The sequence below is a fragment of the Pseudomonas sp. AC229 genome (genome assembly GCF_979254655.1).
This window is the reverse complement of sequence record NZ_CEEDHK010000012.1, coordinates 115,862-132,282: the sequence shown is the minus strand read 5'-3', so window position 1 is coordinate 132,282 and position 16,421 is coordinate 115,862. Positions and strand designations below refer to the sequence as shown.

At 62.4% G+C, this 16,421-nt stretch carries 17 protein-coding genes; 12 read left to right on the top strand and 5 right to left on the bottom strand.

Translation table 11 applies throughout. The features are described 5' to 3' along the window. Positions 1–316 precede the first annotated feature (316 nt). A complete protein-coding gene (gene nadB, locus AC0IW7_RS17585; RefSeq protein ID WP_463383450.1) occupies positions 317–1,933 on the top strand; it encodes an L-aspartate oxidase in 1,617 nt (538 codons plus the stop codon). On the opposite strand, the gene AC0IW7_RS17580 is transcribed toward nadB, so the two are convergent. Beyond that, on the bottom strand, positions 1,902–2,339 hold the full coding sequence (locus AC0IW7_RS17580; protein WP_471819698.1) for a protein YgfX: 438 nt from the start codon (positions 2,337–2,339) through the stop codon (positions 1,902–1,904). The two genes, nadB and AC0IW7_RS17580, sit on opposite strands and share 32 nt — an antisense overlap. Then, positions 2,323–2,577 carry an FAD assembly factor SdhE gene (locus AC0IW7_RS17575; RefSeq protein WP_122452870.1) on the bottom strand — a complete coding sequence of 85 codons (255 nt, stop codon included), beginning with the start codon at positions 2,575–2,577 and terminating at the stop codon, positions 2,323–2,325. The genes AC0IW7_RS17580 and AC0IW7_RS17575 overlap by 17 nt, the downstream gene beginning before the upstream one ends. Positions 2,578–2,698: 121 nt before the next feature. Between AC0IW7_RS17575 and ygfZ the strand changes: the two genes are divergently transcribed. Continuing rightward, complete coding sequence (gene ygfZ / locus AC0IW7_RS17570; protein WP_471819696.1) at positions 2,699–3,640, top strand: CAF17-like 4Fe-4S cluster assembly/insertion protein YgfZ; 942 nt, start codon at positions 2,699–2,701, stop codon at positions 3,638–3,640. Positions 3,641–3,697: 57 nt separating this feature from the next. After that, complete coding sequence (locus AC0IW7_RS17565; RefSeq protein ID WP_122493830.1) at positions 3,698–4,534, top strand: HDOD domain-containing protein; 837 nt, start codon at positions 3,698–3,700, stop codon at positions 4,532–4,534. A gap of 50 nt (positions 4,535–4,584) precedes the next feature. On the opposite strand, the gene AC0IW7_RS17560 is transcribed toward AC0IW7_RS17565, so the two are convergent. Then, on the bottom strand, positions 4,585–5,973 hold the full coding sequence (locus tag AC0IW7_RS17560; RefSeq protein WP_471819694.1) for a sensor histidine kinase: 1,389 nt from the start codon (positions 5,971–5,973) through the stop codon (positions 4,585–4,587). Further along, positions 5,966–6,637 (bottom strand): response regulator, encoded by a 672-nt coding sequence (locus tag AC0IW7_RS17555; protein WP_471819692.1) that lies wholly within the window; start codon positions 6,635–6,637, stop codon positions 5,966–5,968. Before AC0IW7_RS17555 ends, AC0IW7_RS17560 begins: the two co-directional genes overlap by 8 nt. Before the next feature lie 175 nt (positions 6,638–6,812). On the opposite strand from AC0IW7_RS17555, the gene AC0IW7_RS17550 reads away from it, so the two are divergent. From AC0IW7_RS17550 to AC0IW7_RS17525, 6 genes are all read left to right on the top strand, one after another. After that, positions 6,813–8,090, top strand: a complete 1,278-nt coding sequence (locus AC0IW7_RS17550; protein WP_471819690.1) for an OprD family porin — start codon at positions 6,813–6,815, stop codon at positions 8,088–8,090. 59 nt (positions 8,091–8,149) lie between these two features. Then, positions 8,150–9,130 carry a Bug family tripartite tricarboxylate transporter substrate binding protein gene (locus AC0IW7_RS17545; protein ID WP_471819689.1) on the top strand — a complete coding sequence of 327 codons (981 nt, stop codon included), beginning with the start codon at positions 8,150–8,152 and terminating at the stop codon, positions 9,128–9,130. A gap of 63 nt (positions 9,131–9,193) precedes the next feature. Then, the gene (locus AC0IW7_RS17540) at positions 9,194–9,652 is read left to right on the top strand and encodes a tripartite tricarboxylate transporter TctB family protein (protein WP_471819688.1); all 459 of its coding nucleotides are present in this window, start codon (positions 9,194–9,196) and stop codon (positions 9,650–9,652) included. Position 9,653: 1 nt separating this feature from the next. Then, positions 9,654–11,168: a tripartite tricarboxylate transporter permease gene (locus AC0IW7_RS17535; RefSeq protein ID WP_122493836.1), complete on the top strand. Its 1,515-nt coding sequence runs from the start codon at positions 9,654–9,656 to the stop codon at positions 11,166–11,168. Next, positions 11,161–12,201, top strand: coding sequence for an AbrB family transcriptional regulator (locus tag AC0IW7_RS17530; RefSeq protein ID WP_471819686.1), 1,041 nt, complete (start codon positions 11,161–11,163; stop codon positions 12,199–12,201). The genes AC0IW7_RS17535 and AC0IW7_RS17530 overlap by 8 nt, the downstream gene beginning before the upstream one ends. Before the next feature lie 55 nt (positions 12,202–12,256). After that, complete coding sequence (locus AC0IW7_RS17525) at positions 12,257–13,114, top strand: DUF6279 family lipoprotein (protein WP_471819684.1); 858 nt, start codon at positions 12,257–12,259, stop codon at positions 13,112–13,114. A 112-nt stretch (positions 13,115–13,226) separates the two neighbouring features. Here AC0IW7_RS17525 and ung read toward each other — a convergent pair whose 3' ends face one another. Further along, complete coding sequence (ung, locus tag AC0IW7_RS17520) at positions 13,227–13,919, bottom strand: uracil-DNA glycosylase (protein WP_471819682.1); 693 nt, start codon at positions 13,917–13,919, stop codon at positions 13,227–13,229. A gap of 153 nt (positions 13,920–14,072) precedes the next feature. On the opposite strand from ung, the gene AC0IW7_RS17515 reads away from it, so the two are divergent. The 3 genes from AC0IW7_RS17515 to AC0IW7_RS17505 all read left to right on the top strand — a co-directional run bounded on the left by AC0IW7_RS17515 (position 14,073) and on the right by AC0IW7_RS17505 (position 16,417). Next, entirely contained in the window at positions 14,073–14,486 is a 414-nt protein-coding gene (locus AC0IW7_RS17515; RefSeq protein ID WP_122493840.1) for a PaaI family thioesterase, read from the top strand. A 97-nt stretch (positions 14,487–14,583) separates the two neighbouring features. Beyond that, positions 14,584–15,432 (top strand): HDOD domain-containing protein, encoded by an 849-nt coding sequence (locus AC0IW7_RS17510; RefSeq protein WP_471819680.1) that lies wholly within the window; start codon positions 14,584–14,586, stop codon positions 15,430–15,432. A gap of 166 nt (positions 15,433–15,598) precedes the next feature. Continuing rightward, a complete protein-coding gene (locus AC0IW7_RS17505; protein ID WP_471819678.1) occupies positions 15,599–16,417 on the top strand; it encodes an enoyl-CoA hydratase in 819 nt (272 codons plus the stop codon). The last annotated feature ends 4 nt before the right edge of the window (positions 16,418–16,421 follow it).

Below are 16,421 nucleotides of genomic sequence, written 5' to 3'. Positions count from 1 at the left end.
AGATAGACTCGGGTCTTGCGCAAAAGTTCTCCCCTCCAAACACGTTCCGCACACATATTCTTTTGTCTTGCACGGAATCGCGCAGCACGGCTAGCACGCCGGCTGCGCGGATAATCTTGTCACCGGTTTAATTGTAATGAGGCCGCGGCAACAGCCGCTCTCGATACAACGCAAACGGCATTGTCCCCGTCTGGGTGACTGCCTATGGAACCTGGAAGTCTAAGAAAGTTCCCAGGGCCCAGCGGCCGTCATAAGCCCGCTATTGTGCAGCCCGCCCCGCCTATATACTAGTGGCCGCTTCTCGTGGAATTCGAACATGAGCCAACATTTTCAGCACGACGTTCTGGTCATCGGCAGCGGCGCTGCCGGCCTCACTCTGGCGCTGACCCTGCCAAGCCATTTGCGCATAGCCGTGCTTAGTAAGGGTGACCTCACAAATGGTTCAACTTATTGGGCACAGGGCGGCGTTGCAGCTGTGCTCGACACCACTGACACCGTCGAATCCCACGTTGCCGACACCCTCGACGCAGGCGCCGGCCTTTGCCGTGAAGACGCCGTGCGCTTCACCGTTGAGCACAGCCGCGAGGCCATCGAGTGGTTGATCGAACAAGGCGTACCCTTTACCCGTGACGATGAAACCGCGCGGGAAGATGGTGGGTTCGAATTCCACCTCACGCGAGAAGGCGGCCACAGCCACCGCAGAATTATCCATGCCGCCGACGCCACTGGCGCAGCCATCTTCAACACCCTCCTCGCCCAAGCCCGGCAGCGTCCGAATATCGAGCTGCTGGAACAGCGCGTTGCCGTCGACCTCATCACCGAGCGCAAGCTGGGCCTGCCCGGCCACAACTGCCTGGGCGCCTACGTGCTGAATAGAAACAGCGGCGAAGTGGACACTTACGGAGCGCGCTTCACCGTGCTCGCCAGCGGCGGCGCCGCCAAGGTTTATCTGTACACCAGTAACCCTGACGGCGCCTGCGGCGACGGCATTGCCATGGCTTGGCGCGCTGGCTGCCGGGTCGGCAACCTGGAATTCAACCAATTCCACCCGACCTGCCTGTACCACCCCAAGGCCAAAAGCTTTCTGATTACCGAAGCCATCCGAGGCGAAGGCGGCTTGCTCAAGCTGCCCAACGGCGAGCGCTTTATGCAGCGTTTCGACCCACGCGCCGAGCTGGCCCCGCGCGATATTGTCGCTCGCGCCATCGACCACGAAATGAAGCGCCTGGGTGTCGACTGTTTGTATCTGGACATCAGCCACAAACCCGCCGAATTCATCAAAAGCCACTTCCCCACTGTTTATGAGCGCTGCCTGGGCTTTGGCATCGACATCACCAAGGAAGCGATCCCCGTCGTGCCCGCCGCCCACTACACCTGCGGCGGCGTGGTGGTCGACCAACATGGCCACACCGACGTGCCGGGCCTGTATGCCATTGGCGAAACGACCTTTACCGGCCTGCACGGCGCCAACCGCATGGCCAGCAACTCGTTGCTCGAATGCTTCGTGTATGCCCGCTCGGCAGCGGCGGACATCCTTCAACAATTGGTGAGCAAACCCACACCGCAGCGCCTGCCGAGCTGGGACGCCAGTCAGGTGACCGATTCGGACGAAGACGTGATCATTGCCCACAACTGGGATGAGTTGCGGCGCTTTATGTGGGACTACGTCGGCATCGTGCGCACCAACAAACGCCTGCAGCGCGCTCAGCACCGGGTGCGGTTGTTGCTAGACGAAATTGATGAGTTCTATAGCAACTACAAAGTCAGCCGCGACCTGATCGAGCTGCGCAACCTGGCTCAGGTGGCCGAACTGATCATTCGCTCGGCCATGCAGCGCAAGGAATCACGCGGCCTGCATTACACCTTGGACTACCCGGACCAATTGCCCGAAGCCCGCGACACTATTCTGGTGCCGCCCATCTACGGCGAGTGAATTTCAGCCGTACCCGCAGGCGCCGGTGGACATCCGCCGGCAATGCGTCGCTCGCCACACAAAGCCCCCGAACCCACCACTGCCCCGGCAGACGAAACCGCAGCACAACCACCTGCGGCAACGCCACGCTGTCGGGGAACAGCTGAACCGACTGCCATCCATGGCCGATCTGCCACAAGTGCCACCCGTCCGCGTCATGGCGAATGCCAGAAAAGTGAGAAGTGGCGAAGCGCCAAGTCCAGACGGCATGAGCGCTACACAGCGCACCGCCCAGAAGCGTCATCCATAAAGGAAAGGCCGCCACCAGCAAGGCGAGCCAGGCGCCGAGCTGGGCGCCGAAGTACACCGCCAGCAGACGCCGGGAGGGCTGCCAGCGGCATTCGAAAGCTTTACTTGGGTTGGACACGATCCAGAATCATGCGAACCATGCGGCGCAGGTCGGCGTCTTCCGGCTCGCCGCGCTGCATGAACCAGCCAAACATGTCCTGATCTTCGCACTCCAGCAGTTTGCGATAGCGCTCGCGGTCTGCGTCATCCAGGCTCGGGTAGACTTCGCGAACGAAGGGCACCAGCAGCACGTCGAGTTCCAGCATGCCGCGGCGGCTGTGCCAAAACAGGCGGTTCAGTTCAATATCGTCGACCATCAAAGCGGCTCCTGCAAAATAGGCCGGCAGTATAGCGGCGCCACGCCGATACCGGCACCCGCTGACAAGCTCAAGGCAGGGCCCTATGATTAGCCCCCAGACTTTCAATCAGCGATTTCTCATGGCCGATTCAGCTTTTTTCTGCACGCTGTCCCACGAAGGCGTTCTTGCCGTTCGCGGCCCCGACGCCAGCAAATTCCTCCAAGGCCAGGTCACCTGCAATCTCAACTACCTGAGCGATAGCAACGCCAGCCTTGGCGCCCGCTGCACCCCCAAAGGCCGCATGGTGTCGAGCTTTCGCATTGTCAGCGAAGGCGACGGCTATGTGCTGGCGATGGCCAGCGAACTGATGGAACCGCAGCTCAGCGACCTGAAAAAATACGCCGTGTTTTCCAAGTCCACCCTCAGTGACGAGAGCGCCAACTGGCTGCGCGTGGGCCTTTACAACGCCGACGAGGTGCTCAGCGAGCTTGGCCTGCTGCTGCCGACCGAAGCCGATGGCGTTGCCCGTACAGACAATTTGTTCGCCATTCGCCTGAGCGACGGCCGCGTCGAGCTGTGGATTCGCAGCGCCATCAGCGCCGACGTCATGCAACAAATCCAGGCCAAACTCCCGGAGCGTCCGCTCAATAGCTGGCTGCTCGCCCAGGTTCGCGCCGGCATTGGCCAGGTATTCGGCGCGACGCGCGAGCTGTTTATTCCGCAAATGATCAATTTGCAGGCCGTGGGCGGCGTCAGCTTCAAGAAAGGTTGCTACACCGGCCAGGAAATCGTCGCGCGCATGCAGTACCTGGGCAAACTCAAACGCCGCTTGCAGCGCTTGAGCCTGGAAGGCGCCGAATTACCGGCCGTGGCCAGCGAACTGTTCTCCCCCGTGCACCGCTCCAGCGTTGGCGAAGTGGTGCTAGCCGCGCAAAGCGAAACGGGCGTGGAACTGTTGGCGGTATTGCAGGAAGATGCCGTCACTGATGGACGGATTCATCTCGGCAGCGAAACCGGCCCGGCTTTGCAGCTCTTGGACCTGCCTTACACCTTGAACTCGGATCGCGAGATTCAGCGTTAACCTAATTATTTTCCGGCCGCCTGCCCGCCAAGCGCCCTAGTCTCCAGAGAAACGTCCATGAGCAAACTCGCTGATAAAGTCCAACACGAACTGATCCAGGCCATCGAAAACGATGAGCTGGTGCTGCCGACCCTTCCTGAAGTGGCGCTGAAAGTTCGCGAAGCGGCGGAAGACCCGGACATCAGCATCCCTCAGCTCAGCAAAGTGATCGGCAACGACGCCGCCCTCACCGCGCGCATCATCAAAGTGGTGAACAGCCCGTTGCTGCGCACCAATAAAGAAATCACCGATCTGCAAATGGCCGTAAGCCGCCTCGGCATCAACTACACCTGCAACCTGGCGACCGGCCTGGCCATGGAACAGATGTTCCAGGCCACCTCCGACGTGGTCGACCGCAAAATGCGCGAAGTGTGGAACAAGAGCACCGAAATTGCCGGCATCAGCCACGTGCTGTGCCGTCACTACACCCGCCTGATGCCCGACCAAGCCACCCTCGCTGGCCTGATCCACCAGATCGGCGTGCTGCCGATTCTGACCTACGCCGAGGAGCACGATGAGCTGCTGTCCGACTCCATCAGCCTCAACCACGTGATCGAGAAAATTCACCCGATCATTGGCGACAAAATTCTCAGAGCGTGGGATTTCCCCGAGAACATCGCCATCCTCCCGAGCCAATACCTGGACTTCACCCGCAACTCGCCAAAAGCGGATTACGTCGACATCGTTCAGGTCGCCACCCTGCAGAGCTACCTGGGCAGCGAACACCCTTACACCCAGCTCGACTGGTCGCAGATTCCGGCCTTCGCCAAGCTTGGCCTCGACCCAAGCGCCGATCTGAACGCCGACGAAGACCTCTCCGCCGCCATGGAAGCGGCCATGGGCATGCTGCAATAACAGCGCCCCATCACCGTAGGTTGGGCTGAGCGCCAGCGAAGCCCAACACGCTAGACCGGCAAAAACGCCACCCGCACCAACAGCCCGCCATTCGGCCCGTCATGCAACGTGATGGTCGCCTGATGCGCACGGCAAATCTCGCCAACAATCGCCAATCCCAGCCCTGCCCCGCCAATTTTCTGCGGATTGCGCCGGTAGAAACGTTGGAACACCTTATCGCGCTGGTCCGCCGGAATACCTGGCCCGTCGTCTTCCACTTCCAGAATGCTCGGCGCCAGCACGCGCAGAATCACATTGCCGCCGGCCGGCGTATGGGCCAGGGCGTTGTCGACCAGGTTGCTCAGTAGCTCATTGAGCAACGTCGGCTCGCCGGTCAGCCATACCGGCTGCTCGGCCTCCAGCGCTAACGCAATGCCTTTGGAATGCGCCAGCGGTGCCAGCGCCATGCCCAGCTCGCGGCACAGCTGACTCAGGTCGATTTGCTCGGCGCCACCCTCGGCGATTGCTCGCGCGCCACTTTCAATGCGCGCCAACGACAGCAACTGATTGGCCAGATGCGTGAGGCTGTCGGTGTTTTGCGCGGTTTCGCGCAGTGTCTGCTGCCAACGCTGCGGCTCCTGCTCGCGCAGCCCCAGCTCAACCCGCGCTTTCAACGCCGCCAACGGCGTACGCAGTTCGTGGGACGCTTCGGCAATAAAGTCGGCCTGGCGCTGAAACAGTCCGCGTAAGCGCTCGGTGAATTGGTTCAGCGCCTCCACCAGCGGCATCAATTCCCGCGCAGTGGCGACCACCGGCAACGGCCGCAAATCGTCCAGTTGCCGCTCGGCCACGGCGTTGCGCAGCTGGTTAAGCGGGCGCAGCGCGGCGCTGATCGTGAACCACACCAGCACCAGCGCCGTCAGCGACAGCAGCGCCAGCCGCCACAACGAATCCACCAGCAGCCCGCGCGCGAGGCGTTCGCGCGCCTCTTCGGTTTCCGCCACGCGAATCTCGGCGGTGCCGCTGATGGTCGGCTCGCTGACCGGGCGCAACAAGCTCACCACGCGCACGTCCACGCCCTGGTAATTGGCGTCGTAAAAACGCGCCAGCGCCGGATAGTCGTCGGTGCGCGGCGTGTTGCGTGGCGGGTCGGGCAGGCTTTCGTAGCCGGAAATCAGCTTTCCTTGCACGTCGGTGACTTGATAGAAAATTCGCCCGGCGCTGTCGTAGGCGAAGGTATCCAGCGCCACATACGGCACGTCGGCGCGCAGGCTGCCGTCATCCTCGTACAGCCCTGCCGAAATTGCCCGCGCCGACGCCAACAGCGTGCGGTCGTATGCGGTGTCGGCCGCCTGGCGCGCGTTCCAGTAGGCGCTCAGGCTGCCAATTAGTAACAGCGCGGCAAACAGGGCGGCCAACCGGCGCAGCAGGCGCCCACGGAGGCTGCCGATCTCACGCATCCTGGCTTTCCAGCAAGTAGCCCAAGCCGCGAAAGGTCACGATGCGCACCGAGCTGCCTTCCAGCTTTTTGCGCAAACGGTGCACATAAATTTCAATGGCGTCGGGGCTGGCGTCCTGATCCAGGCCGAACACCTGCGAGGCAAGCTGCTCCTTGCTCATCACCCGCCCCGGCCTGGCGATCAGCACCTCGAGCACGGCTTGCTCGCGGGAGGTCAGCGTCAGCACTTCATCATTGAGGCTGAAGCGCCGCGTGCCCAAGTCATACAACAACGGGCCGCAACGCTGCTGCTGCTCGCCGCCGAGCACGCTGCGGCGCAGCAATGCTTTCACGCGCGCCTCCAGCTCGGTCAGCTCGAAGGGCTTGGCCAGGTAATCGTCGGCGCCGAGGTTAAGGCCGTGCACGCGGTCTTTCACTTCACCGCGTGCGGTGAGCATCAGCACCGGCAGGGTTTTGCCCCGTGCCCGCAGGCGCGCGAGCACTTCAAACCCCTCCATACGCGGTAGCCCGACATCGAGCACCGCCAGTGCGTAGTCTTCGCTGCTCAAGGCCAGGTCACCCGCCACGCCGTCGTGCAGCACGTCTACTGTCCAGCCGGCGGCCTTGAAAGCCTGGGCAATGCTATCGGCCAGTTGGGGGTGGTCTTCGACCAACAAAATGCGCACCGGGATTCTCCGCAAGACGGCGTGTGCCGTGGAGTGTAACGGGCCGCTCGCGCGTGTGAAGGGCCGCGCCGTTTTCTTTCAGCGTGAAAGCTTGGCGAAAGTTTCGCGCCTTAGCATCCGGCCAAGGTGGCTCGAACCACCTATCAAAAACAAAAACAAAAACTGGAGACACCTCATGCCCACTGCTACCCGGCAGGCATTGCCACCTGTGCGTCCACTGTCCCTCGTGCTCGCAGGCGCCACCCTCGCTTCCCTGACGCCCGTCACGGCCCACGCCGAATTCATCAAAGACAGCAGCGTCAATTTCGAAACCCGCAACATGTACTTCAACCGCGACTTCCGTGACGGCACCGGCCAGTCCAAGCGCGATGAATGGGCGCAGGGTTTTATGCTTGATATGCAGTCGGGCTTCACCGAAGGCACCGTCGGTTTCGGCGTTGATGCACTCGGCATGCTCGGTCTCAAGCTCGACTCCAGCCCCGACCGCACCGGCACAGGCCTGTTGCCCACCCACGATGACGGCAAAGCGGCCGACGAATACTCCAAGTTGGGCGTGACGGCCAAGGTCAAGGTGTCCAACAGCGTGTTGAAAGTCGGCAGCCTGATTCCCGAACTGCCTACGCTGAACCCCAACGACGGCCGCATCCTGCCGCAAACCTTTGAAGGCGGTCTGCTGACCTCCGAGGAAATCAAAGGCCTGACCTTCACCGGTGGCCGCCTGGAAAAAGCCAAAGACCGCAACGACACCAACTACGAAGACCTGGCGCTGAACAACAAGAACAGCCGCTTTTCCAGTGCCGCCAGCGCCGACAACTTCGACTTCGCCGGCCTCGACTACAAGCTCACCGACAAAATCACCGGCAGCTACCACTTCGCCCAACTCGACGACGTGTACCGCCAGCATTACCTCGGCCTGGTGGCCGCGCAGCCCCTGGGCCCCGGCACCGTTTCGGCCGACCTGCGCGCCTCGTTCAGCGACGACCAAGGCAAAGCCGAAGGCGGCAAGGTCGACAACCGCGCCCTCAACGGCATGCTCAGCTACGGCCTCAACGGTCACAAACTCGGCCTCGGCTACCAGCACATGAGCGGCGACACCGGTTTTGCCTATGTCGACGGCACCGACCCGTACCTGATCAACTTCGTGCAGATCAACGACTTCGCCAACGCCGAAGAACGCTCCTGGCAGGCGCGCTACGACTATGACTTCGCCAAGCTCGGCGTGCCCGGCCTGACCTTTATGACCCGCTACGTCAGCGGCGACAACGCCGAAGTCACCGGCAGCAACGAAACCGGCAAAGAGTGGGAACGCAACACCGAGTTCAAATACGTGGTGCAGAGCGGCGCGCTGAAGGACGTATCGCTGCGCGTGCGCAACGCCACCTTTCGCTCGAACTTCGCTCGCGACGCCGACGAGATTCGGATCATGGTCGGCTATACGCTCGCCTTGTACTAAATCCCGAAGCCATCACCTGATTTCCTGACCCAAAATAAAAACTCCACGGGAGACTTCACATGATCAAGCCCCTGCACCGCCGCCTCGCCTTGGCCGCTGGCTGCCTGATGCTCAGCAGCCACTTGATGGCCGAGCCCAAACGTCCTGAATGCATCGCTCCGGCCGCACCCGGCGGCGGTTTCGACCTGACGTGCAAGCTGGCGCAAAGCGCGCTGATGAATTCCAAGCTGCTGACCAAACCCATGCGCGTCACCTACATGCCCGGCGGCGTGGGTGCCGTGGCCTATAACGCCGTGGTCGCGCAGCGGCCTGGCGATGCCGGCACGATTACGGCCTGGTCCAGCGGTTCGCTGCTCAACCTGGCGCAAGGCAAGTTCGGTCGTTTCGATGAAAATGCGGTGCGCTGGCTCGCCGGCATCGGCACCAGCTACGGCGCCATCGCCGTGCGCAACGACTCGCCGTACAAAAACCTCGACGACCTGGTAAAAGCGCTCAAGGCCGACCCCGGCAAAGTGGTGATCGGTTCGTCCGGCACCGTCGGCAGCCAGGACTGGATGCAAACCGCCATGCTCGCCAAGGCGGCCGGCATCAACCCGCGCGACCTGCGTTATGTGGCGCTCGAAGGCGGCGGCGAAATTGCCACGGCCCTGCTGGGCGGGCATATCCAGGTCGGCAGCACCGACATTTCCGACTCCATGCCGCACATCAAGGCCGGCAACATGCGCATCCTTGCGGTGCTCTCGGACGAGCGCCTGCCGGGTGCCGACAAGGCCGACATTCCGACCGCCAAGGAACAGGGCTACGACATCAGCTGGCCGGTGGTGCGCGGCTTCTACCTCGGGCCAAAGGTCAGCGATGAGGACTACGCCTGGTGGAAAGCCAGCTTCGATCAACTGCTGGCCTCGGAAGACTTCGCCAAGCTGCGCGACCAACGCGAGCTTTATCCCTTCGCAATGACGGGTGAAGAGCTGGACAGCTACGTGAAAAAACGCGTCGCCGATTACAAGCAGATGGCCCAAGAGTTCGGCCTGACCCAGTAATTCCTCTCACCGTTCTGTAGCCGGGGCGCCCGAATCGCGGCGCCTCCAGGCCAGGAGATCACCATGCTTTTTCAACGCCTCTTCAGTGCGGGCTGGCTAGTCGCATGCCTGGTTTTTGCCTACCTGGCCTGGAGCTACCAGGCCGCGTTCTCTTACGAGCCGGTCGGCCCGCGTGCTTTTCCGCTGCTAATGCTCGGGCTGATGGCCGCCGCCTTGCTGTGGCTGACCCTGCGCCCCACGCACATCGAACACAAAGAAGGCGAGCCGGTGCTGGACCGCGATTCGCTGCGCAAGGTAATGGCCTGCGTGGTCCTGATGCTGGTGTACGCCGGGCTGTTCGAGCCGCTGGGCTTTGTCGTTTCCAGCACCGTGGTCGGCATGCTGATGGGCCGTCTGTATGGCGGCCGCTGGAAACCCAGCGCCATCGCCGCCGTGCTGATCAGCATCGGTTTGTACGTGCTGTTCGACCGCACCCTCGACGTTCCCCTGCCGCTCGGCGTGCTCGACTTCCTGGAGCTTTGACATGGACACACTCGGCTATCTGGGCCAAGGCTTCGGCGTTGCCCTCACTCCTTACAACCTGATTACCGCGCTGATCGGCACGCTGATCGGCACCGTCGTCGGCTTACTGCCGGGCCTGGGGCCTATCAATGGCGTGGCGCTGCTCATTCCCGTGGCGTTCGCCCTCGGCCTGCCGCCTGAGTCGGCGCTGATTCTGCTCGCCGCCGTGTACCTAGGCTGCGAATACGGCGGACGCATCAGCTCGATTCTGCTGAACATTCCGGGCGAAGCCTCCACCGTAATGACCACCCTCGACGGTTACCCCATGGCCCGTCAGGGCATGGCCGGCGTGGCCTTGTCGCTGTCGGCCTGGAGTTCGTTCATCGGCGCGTTTATCGCCATTTGCGGCATGGTGCTGTTTGCGCCGTTGCTGGCGAAATGGGCGATTGCCTTCGGCCCGGCGGAGTATTTCGTGCTGATGGTGTTTGCCATCGTCGCCTTGGGCGGCATGGCCGGCGACCGGCCGATGAAAACCTTTATCGCGGCCCTGCTCGGCCTGTTCCTGTCGACTATTGGCATCGACGCCAACAGCGGCGTGTACCGCTTCACCTTCGACAGCATTCATGTGGCCGACGGCATTCAGTTCGTGGTGTTGGTGCTCGGGCTGTTCTCAGTCAGCGAGATGTTGCTGCTGCTGGAAAAAACCCACCACGGTCACGTTGCGGTGAAAGCCACCGGGCGCATGTTGTTCAACGTGAAAGAAGCGGCGTCGGTATTTGTCGTCAACCTGCGCTGCGGCCTCATGGGGTTTGTGCTCGGCGTACTGCCGGGCGCCGGCGCGACGCTGGCCAGCGCCGTGGCCTATATGACCGAGAAGAAAATAGCCGGCGAGAAAGGCAATTTCGGCAAAGGCGACATGCGCGGCCTGGCCGCACCGGAAACGGCGATTGGCGCGGCGGCGTGCGGCGCCATGGTGCCGATGCTGACCCTCGGCGTTCCAGGCTCGGGCACCACGGCGGTGATGATCGGCGCGCTGACGCTGTACAACATCACCCCCGGCCCGATGCTGTTCCAAGAACAACCGGACATCGTCTGGGGCCTGATCGCCTCGCTGTTTATCGCCAACTTCATGCTGGTGATCCTCAACATCCCGATGATCCGTCTGTTCACCCGCATCCTTAACGTGCCGAACTGGGTGTTGGTGCCGGTGATCGCCATCATCACCTCCATCGGCGTGTACGCCGTGCATGCCACCACCTTCGATTTGTTCCTGATGGTGATCATCGGCATCTTCGGCTACATCTTGCGCAAGCTCGATTTCCCGCTGTCGCCGCTGCTGCTGGGCTTTATTCTCGGCGGGCTGATGGAGCAGAACCTGCGCCGTGCGCTGTCGATCTCCAACGGTGAACTGGGCATTTTGTGGGGCAGCCCGATCACCATGGGCGTGTGGGTGCTGGTGGTGGTGATGTTGGCGCTGCCGATCGTGCGCATCTGGCGCCGCCGTGCAAAACAACGCCGCGAGGTGGCCAATGCCTGAGAACGGGCGGCCCTGGTGGCCGACGCCGCTGGTGGGCGCCGTGGGTGGCGCCCTGGCCAGCCTGGCGCACTGGCCGCTGCCCTGGATGATCGGCGCCTTGGTGGCGGTCATCCTGTTTCGTTGCAGCACGCCCTGGCTGATCCGTGACCTGCCGGGCGGACGCAAAACCGGACAATGGATTATCGGCATTGGCATCGGTTTGCACTTCTCCAGCGCGGTGGTCGAACAGGTCGCCGCGCACTTCTGGCTGATTCTGTTCGGCGCGCTGATCACCACCCTCTCCAGCGGCATCGCCGTGTGGCTATTGCGCCGCACCGGCGAGGACCGCGCCACCGCGTTCTTCTCCAGCATGCCGGGCGGTTCCGGTGAAATGGTCAACCTCGGCCTGCGCAACGGCGCGGTCAGCAGCCGCGTGGCCGCCGGCCAAAGCCTGCGCGTGGTCGCGGTGGTGCTGTGTGTGCCGGCCACCTTCAAGTTTTTCATGGGCGATGGCCCGGCGCTCAGCCATAGCGGGCAGGTTGACTGGCTGTGGCTGGCTGCACTGGTTCCACTCGGTGGCGCAGTGGCGCTGCTGTGGCAACGCTTGAAACAACCGAATCCCTGGCTGTTCGGCCCGCTGCTTATCAGCGCCGGCGCCAGCATGCTGTTCGACTTGAACCTCGGTTTGCCGCCCGGTGCCAGTCAGGTTGGGCAGTTGCTTATCGGCAGTGGTCTAGGCTGCCATTTCGACCGCGCATTCTTCCGCCGCGCGCCCTCCTTTCTCGCCCGCACCTTACTGGGCACCGCGCTGATGATTGGTTTTGCCGCCGTGTGCGCCCTGGGCCTGGGCTGGCTCACGCACCTGGATATCCGTTCGCTGACCCTGGGCATGATGCCCGGCGGCATCGCCGAAATGAGCCTGACCGCCGAAACCCTGCAACTGTCGGTGCCGCTGGTGACAGCCATGCAGGTGATGCGCTTGCTGCTGGTGTTGTTCCTGGCCGAGCCGCTGTTCCGGCGTTGGCAGTCTCATGCGGGCCAACGCGACACCTAGCACTTCTGCACCTGTGCCGGGTCTATGCTTGCGTACATCTGCAGAGGAGCCGCCCATGGCCACGCGATTGCGCATTGTGTTGCTGGTCATCAGCCTGGCGCTGCTCACCTCGTGCAGCCGCCTGGACCTGGGCTACCGCAACCTCGACTGGCTGATTCCCTGGTCGCTGGACAACTACATTCCCCTCACACCCGAGCAGAAAGCCTGGCTCAAACCGCGCCTGGTCACGCACCTGAACTGGCACTGCACCACGCAGTTGCCGCTGTATGCCGACTGGCTACAACGCAGTGCCGAGCTGGCCACCGAACCCGATCCCGCCCCCGCCGAGTTCGACGCGCAATTCAGCGCGTTTCGCCATGCCGTCGACGCTGTGGCCGTGCGCCTCACACCCGACGCCACTCAATTGCTGCAAGGCTTGAGCGATCAACAGGTCACGGCGCTGGGTGAAAACATGGCCAAGCAGAACGAGGAACAGCGCGACGAATACCTCGGCGTTCCGCTCGCGGAGCAGATCGACGAACGTCGCGAGCGCATGGAAGAACGGCTCAAACCGTGGTTTGGCCGCTTGCAGCCGGAACAGAAAGCGCGGGTGAAGGTGTGGGCCGAGCAGCTTGGCGACTACAACGAGGCATGGCTGGATAACAATCGTGCCTGGCAACAGGCGTTTCTGGCGGCCGTGCGGGAGCGGCGCGGTTCAGAGTTTCCAGATCAGCTGAAAGGCCTGCTGCAAGACCGCATGAGCGTTGCGACCCCGGCGTACCGCGAACGCTTCGTTGGCGCCCAGAACGCCTTGGCAGATTTGTTCAGCGACCTGCTCGCCAGCGCCAGCCAGCAGCAGCGCGAGCGCCTGGTGGAGCGGCTGCAGGGCGCGCGCAAGCAAGTGACGGAAATGACTTGCCCGGCGGCGCTTTAGTTAAATCGGCGTTTGCAGGAATCGAGGCTAAAGCCTCTCCTACAGGAATTGATGCCCGCAGCTGATCTCTGTGGGAGAGGCTTTAGCCTCGAGTTTTTGATCGAGTACCGCCTTACAACGGCGGCAACTGCCAGTTGATCGGCGCCAGCCCTCGGTCTTTCAAATACTGATTCGCCCGGCTGAAATGCCCATTGCCGATAAAGCCGCGGTGCGCTGACAGCGGCGACGGGTGCACGGATTTCAGTACCAGATGCCGAGTGGTATCGATCAAAGGTTGCTTGCTCTGCGCGTGAGCGCCCCAGAGCAAGAACACCAGATGCCCAGGCCGCGCATTCACCACTTCGATCACTTTGTCGGTGAACGGCTGCCAGCCTTTCTTGGCGTGCGAACCGGCGTTGGCCTGCTCCACCGTCAGCGACGTGTTGAGCAGCAGCACGCCTTGCTCGGCCCAGCTTTGCAAATACCCGTGGGGGGCGATGTCGATGTTCAGGTCGCGCTTGAGTTCTTTGTAGATATTTTGCAGCGACGGCGGGGTCGGTACGCCCGGCTGCACGGAGAAGCACAGGCCATGGGCTTGCCCCGGGCCGTGGTAAGGGTCCTGGCCGATGATCACGACTTTCACCTGATCCAGCGGCGTGGAGTTCAGTGCGTTGAAGATCATCGGGCCCGGCGGAAAAATCACTTTGCCGCCGGCTTTCTCGGTGCGCAGAAATTCGCTCAGGGTTTGCATGTAGGGCTTGTCGAACTCTTCGCGCAATGCCTCTTTCCAGCCTGCTTCGAGCTTGATTCGATCATCTGCGGTCATGCGCCTACCCCTGAGAAAAACTGCTGCGCACGCTAAGGAACACGGCGTGCCAAGTCAACCCGAGGTGATGCGTGTGCATCACGGCGCTGGATGCACATTGTCGGCAGGCATTGGCGGGTCAAGACTCCAGCCGAACCCCACGGAGTCACCGCCATGAACGCAGCTGCCGGCATTACCCGCGAACGCCTGGAACAGGCCATCGCCCACTCGACGTTCGCCAATATGCTCGGTGCCGAGCTGCTGGATTTTGCCCCGGGCAAAGTCAGCCTGCAGGTGCACGCGCGGCCCGACCTGTGCCAACACCACGGCTACATTCACGGCGCAGTGGTCGGCTTTATGGTCGACAGCGGTTGCGCCTGGGCGGCGGCCTCAATGGTGGGCGATGTGGTTACCAGCGAATACAAACTGAACCTGCTGGCGCCGGCGCTCGGCGAAAAGCTCATCTGCCGCAGCGAAGTGCTCAAAGCCGGGCAGCGCCAAGCCGTGTGCCGTGCCGATGTGTTCGCCGTGAAAGATGGCGTGGAGAAGCTGGTGGCGACCGGCTTGGCGACCATCGCACGGGTGTAGAAACGACCGACCGAAGCACCACGGCCGCCCAATGGTCCTGCGCCTGGCGAAATGCTTACTACGCTTGAAAGGGTAAGCAGACCAGGAGATTGCATAAATGGAGACCGGCCACGAAGGTCTGAAGTTTTCGCTGTACTCGAGCTTCCTCAAGGGCAACGCCAAGGTTCCGCAGATGCCGGAAACCTCGTTGCGCCTGCGCAAGTTATTGGATTCGCCCCACGCCTCGCTGGAGCAAGTCACGCGCCTGCTGCACAGCAATCCGCCGCTGGCTGCGTATTTATTGCAGTTCGCCTCAAGCCCCATGCTGCGCAACGTGCGCCAGGGCGTGAATTTGCAGGAAGTGGTGTCGCGCATCGGCATGCAGCGGGTCAACAACCTGGTGCTGACATTTGCCGTGGAGCACCTGTTCACCAGCCAGGACCCGGTGTTGCAGAAAGTGTTTCGCGCGCGCTGGAACGCTTCGCTGATGTGCGGCGCGTATTGCGCCTGCCTCGCCCAACAACTCACTCGTCTGCCCATGGAAGACGCCATGCTCGGCGGCTTGTTGCAAGACATCGGCAGCCTGCCGTTGCTCGACGAGCTGGAACGCTGGCCGGAAGTCACGCGCGAGCCGCAGGAATTGCAAAGTTTGTGCGATCAACTGTCCGCCGACGTCGGCGTGATTGTGCTGACCGCCTGGCGCTTGCCCTCGGTGCTCATCGACTGCGCCCGTTATCGCAGCGGCTGGCAGCGTCAGCATGAGGGCAACGCTGATCTGGTGGACGTGGTGCAAGTGGCGCGGCAACTGAGCAGCGACTGCGACGACGAACACTTGGTGCAACTGCCGGCCTGGCGCCGCTTACTCGCGGACCGTGCCGACGACCTGGCGCCGCACATGCTGCGCGACGAGTTGGGCGGCGAGGTGGCGTTCTGGTTCAAGCTGCTCGGCGGCAAACCGAATGCGTGAGCGGCACCCAGCGGTTGCCGAAATCTGCGCTTGAAAAAACCTGTCGCTCAGGCAAAACGGCGGGGTGCGCAAGCCACTCACTTTTTGCATACTCAGCCGTGCCATCTGCTGAAGGCGCCGGCCATTACCCATGGGGCGCCGCCACCAACGACAGGGACACGAGTTAATGAGCACTGCCATCGAAACCTATCACCCAGGCCTGGCCGACCTCACCCACAAGCTGACGGTCGAAAAACATGGCCACACCGCCCTGCTGACCATCAACCATCCGCCCGCCAACACCTGGGACCGGGAATCGTTGATCGGTCTGAAACAACTGATCGAGCACCTCAACCACGACGACGACATTTACGCGCTGGTGATTACCGGCCAGGGCAGCAAATTTTTCAGTGCCGGCGCCGACCTCAACCTGTTTGCCGACGGCGACAAAAGCCGCGCACGGGAAATGGCGCGGCGCTTCGGCGAAGCATTCGAAGCGCTGCGTGATTTTCGCGGTGTGTCCATCGCTGCCATCAATGGCTATGCCATGGGCGGCGGGCTGGAATGCGCGCTGGCGTGTGACATCCGCATCGCCGAACGCCAGGCGCAACTGGCGCTGCCCGAAGCCACGGTGGGCTTGCTGCCTTGCGCGGGCGGCACTCAGGCCCTGGCCTGGTTGGTGGGCGAAGGCTGGGCCAAGCGCATGATTTTGTGCGGCGACCGGGTCGATGCCGACACGGCGCTGCGCATCGGCCTGGTCGAGCAAGTGGTCGACAGCGGCGAAGCCCGTGGCCATGCGCTGTTACTGGCGGCCAAAGTGGCGCGACAAAGTCCGGTGGCGGTGCGCACCATCAAACCGCTGATTCAAGGCGCCCGCGAACGCGGCCCTAACAGTTGGCTGTCTGAGGAGCGCGAGCGCTTCGTTGACTTGTTCGATGCCGACGACACCCGCGAGGGCGTCAACGCGTTCTTGGAAAAACGCGACCCGCAGTGGCGCAACAAATAAGCCT

Coding starts and splice junctions, on each gene's coding strand:
- nadB (WP_463383450.1), top strand. CDS start 317: ATGAGCCAACATTTTCAGCACGACGTTCTGGTCATCGGCAGCGGCGCT.
- AC0IW7_RS17575 (WP_122452870.1), bottom strand. CDS start 2,577: ATGGTCGACGATATTGAACTGAACCGCCTGTTTTGGCACAGCCGCCGC.
- ygfZ (WP_471819696.1), top strand. CDS start 2,699: ATGGCCGATTCAGCTTTTTTCTGCACGCTGTCCCACGAAGGCGTTCTT.
- AC0IW7_RS17565 (WP_122493830.1), top strand. CDS start 3,698: ATGAGCAAACTCGCTGATAAAGTCCAACACGAACTGATCCAGGCCATC.
- AC0IW7_RS17560 (WP_471819694.1), bottom strand. CDS start 5,973: ATGCGTGAGATCGGCAGCCTCCGTGGGCGCCTGCTGCGCCGGTTGGCC.
- AC0IW7_RS17550 (WP_471819690.1), top strand. CDS start 6,813: ATGCCCACTGCTACCCGGCAGGCATTGCCACCTGTGCGTCCACTGTCC.
- AC0IW7_RS17545 (WP_471819689.1), top strand. CDS start 8,150: ATGATCAAGCCCCTGCACCGCCGCCTCGCCTTGGCCGCTGGCTGCCTG.
- AC0IW7_RS17540 (WP_471819688.1), top strand. CDS start 9,194: ATGCTTTTTCAACGCCTCTTCAGTGCGGGCTGGCTAGTCGCATGCCTG.
- AC0IW7_RS17535 (WP_122493836.1), top strand. CDS start 9,654: ATGGACACACTCGGCTATCTGGGCCAAGGCTTCGGCGTTGCCCTCACT.
- AC0IW7_RS17530 (WP_471819686.1), top strand. CDS start 11,161: ATGCCTGAGAACGGGCGGCCCTGGTGGCCGACGCCGCTGGTGGGCGCC.
- AC0IW7_RS17525 (WP_471819684.1), top strand. CDS start 12,257: ATGGCCACGCGATTGCGCATTGTGTTGCTGGTCATCAGCCTGGCGCTG.
- ung (WP_471819682.1), bottom strand. CDS start 13,919: ATGACCGCAGATGATCGAATCAAGCTCGAAGCAGGCTGGAAAGAGGCA.
- AC0IW7_RS17515 (WP_122493840.1), top strand. CDS start 14,073: ATGAACGCAGCTGCCGGCATTACCCGCGAACGCCTGGAACAGGCCATC.
- AC0IW7_RS17510 (WP_471819680.1), top strand. CDS start 14,584: ATGGAGACCGGCCACGAAGGTCTGAAGTTTTCGCTGTACTCGAGCTTC.
- AC0IW7_RS17505 (WP_471819678.1), top strand. CDS start 15,599: ATGAGCACTGCCATCGAAACCTATCACCCAGGCCTGGCCGACCTCACC.